The sequence below is a fragment of the Rhodopila sp. genome (assembly GCF_035548235.1).
Taxonomy (GTDB): Bacteria; Pseudomonadota; Alphaproteobacteria; order Acetobacterales; family Acetobacteraceae; genus Rhodopila.
On record NZ_DASZTJ010000144.1, the window covers coordinates 1 to 6,653 of the forward strand.

6 protein-coding genes are annotated in these 6,653 nt (G+C 68.7%); 3 read left to right on the forward strand and 3 right to left on the reverse strand.

Annotated features, from left to right (window positions below; translation table 11 throughout):
* A partial coding sequence (locus tag VHB27_RS12630) for a mandelate racemase/muconate lactonizing enzyme family protein (RefSeq protein ID WP_325600884.1) occupies positions 1-971 on the reverse strand: 971 nt, incomplete at its 3' end.
* A 125-nt stretch (positions 972-1,096) separates the two neighbouring features.
* On the opposite strand from VHB27_RS12630, the gene VHB27_RS12635 reads away from it, so the two are divergent.
* Together VHB27_RS12635 and VHB27_RS12640 are read left to right on the forward strand one after the other, a co-directional pair.
* Positions 1,097-1,735 carry an RluA family pseudouridine synthase gene (locus VHB27_RS12635; RefSeq protein ID WP_325600885.1) on the forward strand — a complete coding sequence of 213 codons (639 nt, stop codon included), beginning with the start codon at positions 1,097-1,099 and terminating at the stop codon, positions 1,733-1,735.
* Positions 1,736-1,764: 29 nt separating this feature from the next.
* On the forward strand, positions 1,765-3,381 hold the full coding sequence (locus VHB27_RS12640) for a GMC family oxidoreductase (protein WP_325600887.1): 1,617 nt from the start codon (positions 1,765-1,767) through the stop codon (positions 3,379-3,381).
* Positions 3,382-3,426: 45 nt separating this feature from the next.
* Here VHB27_RS12640 and petA read toward each other — a convergent pair whose 3' ends face one another.
* Positions 3,427-4,068 (reverse strand): ubiquinol-cytochrome c reductase iron-sulfur subunit, encoded by a 642-nt coding sequence (gene petA, locus VHB27_RS12645; protein ID WP_325600889.1) that lies wholly within the window; start codon positions 4,066-4,068, stop codon positions 3,427-3,429.
* Between the two features lie 65 nt (positions 4,069-4,133).
* Positions 4,134-4,523 carry an MAPEG family protein gene (locus VHB27_RS12650; RefSeq protein ID WP_325600891.1) on the reverse strand — a complete coding sequence of 130 codons (390 nt, stop codon included), beginning with the start codon at positions 4,521-4,523 and terminating at the stop codon, positions 4,134-4,136.
* Positions 4,524-4,585: 62 nt separating this feature from the next.
* On the opposite strand from VHB27_RS12650, the gene VHB27_RS12655 reads away from it, so the two are divergent.
* Positions 4,586-6,046, forward strand: a complete 1,461-nt coding sequence (locus VHB27_RS12655) for an N-acyl-D-amino-acid deacylase family protein (protein WP_325600893.1) — start codon at positions 4,586-4,588, stop codon at positions 6,044-6,046.
* Positions 6,047-6,653: the final 607 nt, after the last annotated feature.

Genomic DNA, 6,653 nt, shown 5'->3' on the forward strand with positions numbered 1-6,653 from the left:
AAACATTCGGCGATCCAGAAATTCGGGATCATGGCGGACAGCTGCACCGTCGCGGCCAGACCCACCAGCGTGGAATTGTAGTTGTGCGGTGCGATCGCCACGGCATGGGGCTGCGCCATCGCCGCGATGTCCAGCATCGCCGACACACCGCCGCAATTGCAGATATCGGGGTTGATGATGTCCGCCGCCCGCGCCGCCAGGGCCTGGGCGAAGCCTTCCTTCGAATAGATCGCCTCGCCGGTCACGATCGGGATGCCGGGCAGGGCGTGGCGCACCTCGGCCACCAGGGCGATGTTGTCGCACAGGCAGGGTTCCTCGTACCAACCGATCCCGAACTCCCGCAGGCGCTGGCCGATGCGGACCGCGTGCATGGGGGACAGGCGGCGATGCACCTCCACCAGCAGGCCGAACTCGGGCCCCAGCGCCTCGCGCATCAGGCGGACATAGCGGACGACGTGGTCCTCGTCCTCGGGGTGGACGAAGCTGCGCCAGGGGCCGGGGAAGGGGTCCCATTTGCAGGCCGAGAAGCCCTGTTCCTTCAGCGCCAGGGCGCGTTCCAGGTTCTCCTCGATCGACAGCGTGCCGCTGGACCAGCCATTGGCATAGACCTTGACGCGCTGGCGGGACGGGCCGCCGAGGATGTTGTACAGCGGCTGGCCGGCGTCCTTGGCGACGATGTCCCACAGCGCGATCTCGATGGCGCTCCAGGCCGACATCAGGTCCAGCGAGGTGCGGCGCATGGCGAAGTCCTCGAACACCACCTGGGCGGTGTGGCGGATCAGGCGGGCGTCGCGGCCGATCATGTATTTCGCGAGGTCTTTCAGCAGGTGCTCGATGACCGGTTCCTTGCCGGGGGTGACGTAGGCTTCTCCCCAGCCATGGTGGCCGTCCTCGGTCTCGACGCGGCAGAACAGCAGGTTCTTGGCGGTGCCGGGGTCGAACAGGAAGGTTTCGATGCGGGCGATCTTCATGGGGTGTCCTCCTGGGGATGGTCTCCTTGGGGAGGACCGTAGCGGATTTCCGGGCGGCGGGGGATTGGGGGAGGCCGCCATTGGCGCGGCTTGCCCACCCCGCCCAACCCGCATAGCCCCACCCCATGAAGGAACTGTTCCGCGACCCCCGCTTCGTCGTGCTGGACAAGCCGCCGGGCCTGCCCGTCCATCCCGCCCGCGCCGGTGGCCCCAGCGTGGAGGACGTCTTCCCAAGCCTGTCGCGCCGGAAGGACGGGCCGTGGCTGGCGCATCGGCTGGACACCGACACCGCCGGCTGCCTCGTCGTCGCCCTGCGCAAAGCCGCCCTTCTGGCCGCGCAGCAGGCCTTCGCCGCCGGCCTGGCGCGCAAGACCTACTGGGCCGTCCTGGACGGCCCCGTCGCCGCCGACGCCGGCACCGTCGACGCCCCGTTGCTGCGCGTCTCCACCCCCAAGGGCTGGCGCATCGTCCCCGACCCCAGGGGCCAGCCCGCGATCAGCGACTGGCGTGTGCGCGGCCGCGCCGGCGGCCTGACCTGGATCGAGGTCCACCCCCGCACCGGCCGCACCCACCAGGTCCGCGTCCACGCCGCCACGCTCGGCGCCCCCATCCTGGGGGACGCGCAGTACGGCTCCTCCGCCCGCGTCAAGCTGCACCTGCTGGCCCGGGCGATCCACCTGCCGCTCGATCCCCCCGTCGACGCCGTTGCCGATCCGCCGGCGCATATGCGCCCGGCTCTGGAACAATGCGGCTGGCGTCGATAGGCTCGTTCCCAACAAAGGGGGAACCGAGCATGCAGACCATCGACGCGGATTATGTGATCGTCGGCGCGGGCTCGGCCGGCTGCGTCATGGCCGCGCGGCTGACCGAGGACCCGAACACCAAGGTCGTGCTGCTGGAAGCCGGCGGCCCCGACAGCAACATGTGGATCCACATCCCGCTGGGCTTCGGCAAGACCTTCGCCGACCGCGCGGTGAACTGGTGTTTCGAGACCGAACCGGACCCCGGCGCCGGCGGCCGCAGGATCTTCTGGCCCCGCGGCAAGGTCCTGGGCGGGTCCAGCTCGATCAACGGCATGGTCTACATCCGCGGCCAGAAGGAAGACTTCGACCACTGGCGCCAGCTTGGCAACGCCGGCTGGTCGTACGAGGACTGCCTGCCGTTCTTCAAGCAGGCCTTCAACCAGACCCGAGGCGCCGACGATTACCATTCCACCGGCGGACCGGTCACGGTGTCCGACTTCCCGCCGACCGATCCGATCTGCAAGGCGTTCATCCATGCCGCGCGGGAAGTCGGGCTGCCGTACAACGCCGATTTCAACGGCGCGGTGCAGGAAGGCGTCGGCTACCACCAGACCACCACGCGCAACGGCAAGCGCTGCTCCACCGCCGTCGGCTACCTGCATCCCGCGATGAAGCGGCCCAACCTGCGCGTCGTCACCCATGCGCTGTCGGAACGAATTCGTTTCGATGGAAACCGAGCGACGGGGGTCGTGTTCAGCCGGAACAACGAGCGGCAGATGGCGCGTGCGGCGAAGGAGGTGATCCTGTGCGCCGGCGCGATCGGGTCCCCGCACCTGCTGATGCTGTCGGGCGTCGGCCCGGCCGAGGCGCTGACCGCCCACGGCATCGCCGTCGTGAAGGACGTCAAGGGCGTCGGCCAGAGCCTGCAGGACCATTACTCGGCCCCGATCAAGCTGCGCGCGACCCGGCCCGTCACGGTCAACGACGTGGTCAACAGCCCGATCGGAAAGGTCAAGGCGGGCCTTCAGTATTTCCTGTTCCGCAGCGGCGCGCTGACGATGGCCACGGCCCCCGCCGCGCTGTTCGCGCGCACGCGGCCGGAGCTGGCGTCGCCCGACATCAAATGCTCGATGTCGCCGTTCAGCGCCGACCGGCCGCAGGACGGGCTGCACCCATGGTCGGGCTTCACCATGATCGCCTACCAGCTTCGTCCCGACAGCCGGGGCGAGATCAGGCTGAAATCCGCCGACCCGAACCAGGCGCCGGCGATGATCCCGAACTACCTGACCGCGCCCGAGGACCAGCGCGTCATCGTGGCCGGCCTGAAACTCTGCCGCGACATCCTGGCGCGCCCGGCGATGCAGGACTTCGTCAAGAGCGAGTACCTGCCCGGCCCCGACGTGCGGTCCGACGACGAATTGCTGGACTTCGCCCGGCGCAACGGCGGCACCGTGTTCCACCCCACCAGCACCTGCAAGATGGGCGTCGACCCGATGGCGGTGGTGGACCCCGAACTGCGGGTGCATGGCATCGCCGGGCTGCGGGTGGTGGATGCATCGATCATGCCGACCGTGGCGTCCGGCAACACCAACGCGCCGACGATCATGATCGCCGAACGGGCGGCGGACTTCATCCGCCGGGGGGCGGCGCTGCGGATGGCGGCGTGACGGGGCTGGCGCGGCCTCTCGCGGTACGTGCTTGAGGCCGGGCCGCTACATCTGCACGACGGACGTCAGGGCGAATATCACGCCGGGCGGGTTCTCGCCGATCCGCAGCGTCTTGTCGTTGACGAACCGATACGGCGGCACCGGCAGGTTGTAGGGTGCGGGAACGCCGGAATAGACGCGGCCGGCGAGGTCGTATTTCGACCCGTGGCAGGGACAGAAATAGCCGCCCGGCCAGTTCGGCATCGGCGTCGTCGGATCGGGGTTCGGCATATACCCCGGCAGGCAGCCCAGATGCGTGCAGATCCCCACCAGCACCGCGTATTGCGGCTTCACCGACCGATGCCAGTTCTCGGCATACGGGGGCTGCTGCATCACCGTCGAGTTCGGGTCCGACAGCCGCGACAGCAGGTTGGGGCTTTGCAGCGTCTTCAGCGCGTCCGGGGTGCGGTTGACGATCAGCATCGGCGAACCGCGCCACAGCACGACGATCTGCTGGCCCGGCTCCAGCTTCGACAGGTCGACGTCGATCGGCGCGCCGGCGGCGATCACGTCGGCGGAGGGATTCATCGAATCGATGAACGGCCAGACGATCGCGGCAACGCCGATCCCGGCGCCCGCCGCGGTGACGAGGCCCAGGAAATCCCGCTTGGTGGTTTGAGGGCCAGCGGTCCCAGCATGCGAAGACATGGCCGGCAGCATGCCGGACCCCAGGGAACGATCAAGGCCGCCGCGGCGATGTTAATCCGGCGGGCCTACCGCCCGGCCCAGGCCGGGGCCAGGAAAAGCGCCAGATTGCATAGGAAACCGGCCCACCACGTCAGGGACCGCGCGGTGGCCTGATTACCAAGATATAATGCCACATACAGGATTCGGCAGGCCAGGAACGCTAGTGCCAGCCCGTCCGCCGTGCCCTGCGGGACGCCGCGCATCTCGGCCAGGATCACCGCGGCGGCGAAGAAGGGGAACGCCTCGAACCCGTTCTGGTGCGCGCCCAGTGCCCGCGCGCGCAGGCCGGGACGGTAGAAGCCCGGATCGCGCGGGTTGGCGTTGTCGTATTCGCCCCGTCCGTCCAGCTTCGCCGGCACGATCGTGGCGATGGTCAGGACGACCAGCAGCGGCAGGCAGAGTTCGGCGATGGTCATCCCGGCGCTCCCGGCATATGGTCCCGCGGCTCTTGCCACCACCGCCACCAACAGGACAAGCCATGGCCCTGCGCTGCGACCTTATCATCCGGAATGCCACGATCTTCGACGGCCTCGGCAACCCTCGGTTCGAGGGCGACGTCGCGGTCACCGGCGACCGCATCGTCGCGATCGGCGAACTGGGCGGCTGGGAAGGGGAGCGTGACCTGGACGCCGACGGCCTGGCGCTGGCACCCGGCTTCATCGACGCCCACACGCATGACGACCGCGCCGTGTTGTGCGGGCCGGAATGCATGTTGTGCAAGATGTCGCAGGGGGTGACGACGGTCGTGGTCGGCAATTGCGGCGTCTCGCTGTCGCCGGTGAAGATGGCCAAGCGCCCGGTCCCGCCGCTCGATTTGCTGGGCGACGAAAGCTGGTGGACCTTCGGCAGCTTCGCCGAATACGCCGAGCGGCTGGCGACCGACCCGGCCCCGGTGAACACGTATGCGCTGATCGGGCACATGTCGCTGCGGATCGAGGCGATGGACGGCGACACCCAGCGCGCCGCCACCGACAAGGAAGCCGCGCACATGCAGGCGCGGCTGAAAGAGGCGCTGGAGCAGGGGGCGTCCGGCTTCTCCACCGGGTTGTACTATCCGCCCAACATGATGGCCCCGACGGACGAGGTGATCGCGGTGGCCGAGGCCCTGCGCGCCGTCGGCGGTATCTACGTCACGCATATGCGCGACGAGGCGGACCACGTGCTGGACTCGATCCAGGAGACGCTGAAGATCGGCCGCGACACCGGGTCCTCGGTCGTGATCAGCCACCACAAGTGCTCGATGCCGGAGAATTTCGGCCGCAGCACGGAGACGCTGGCGGCGATCGAGGCGGCGGCGGCGAACCAGAAGGTGGAGTTCGACGTCTACCCCTATGCCGCCGGGTCGACGGTGCTGATGCCGGACCGGCTGCGCCAGGACGTGCAGGAGCAGATCACCTGGTCGATCCCGCATCCCAAGATGGCCGGCAAGATGCTGGACGACATCGCCCGGCTGTGGGGCGTGGACCGGCGGACGGCGGCGCAGCGGCTGGTGCCGGCGGGGGCGATCAAGTTCCAGATGAACGAGGCGGACGTGCAGCGCATCATGGCGCACCGGCTGTCGATGATCGGCAGCGACGGGCTGCCGCACGACACCTATCCGCATCCGCGCCTGTGGGGCACGTTCCCGCGCGTGCTGGGTCATTACTGCCGCGACCTGCAGTTGTTCTCGCTGGAGGACGCGGTGCGCAAGATGACCGGCCATACCGCGAGCGTGTTCGGGATGGTCGACCGCGGCGTGATCCGGGAGGGCGCTTATGCCGACCTGGTGCTGTTCGATCCGAAGACGGTGGCGGACGTCGCGACCTATGACGCGCCGATCCGGCCGTCGGTCGGGATCCTGGAGACCTGGGTCAACGGCCAGTCCGCCTATGTCTACGGCCAGGGTGCCACCGACGCTCGGGCGGGGCGGCTGGTGACGCGGGAGCGGGCGGCGGCGTAGGGGGCGGGGAGGCGGGCCTGCTCTATGCGGGCGGGCCGGGTGTTGTCGGCGGGGTGGTTTTCGCACGGAGGCGGCGCTTTGCGCCTTTCCAAGAGGGCGCGGAGGTCACGGAGGGTGCGTTGACGGCAGGGGAGGGGCGTGGGCTTTTGGCGATGAGGTCCGCCGCTCGGTTTCCTGCGCTTGGACACGAGTGTGTCCTCGGTGAATGTCGATGGGGTGGGCTGCGGAACGCTGTTACGACCCTCGACCCATGGGGTGCTCCTGGCCGCGGAGCACGCGATCATCAAAGCGGTCATTCGCCTGGTCGGGACTGCCGTCGGGTTGTGCAGGTTGGTCCGTCGGGGACCTGCTTGGTGGGAGGGTTGTCGGCGGGGTCGGTGGTCCCATGGAAATGGAACCGCAAAGCACGCCGAGCACGCAAAGTCCGCTGACGGCCTTAGAAGTCCCGGACCAGTCGCTTGATCTCGAGGCGAGAGCTTGCCGAAATTGAGCGGCAGGCACAGGCGTAGGTCCATGGCTTTCAGGTCATTCAGGCGCTGCGCCCGATGGTGGGAGGGCTGTCGGCGGGGTCGGTGGTCCCATGGAAATGGAACCGCAAAGCACGCCG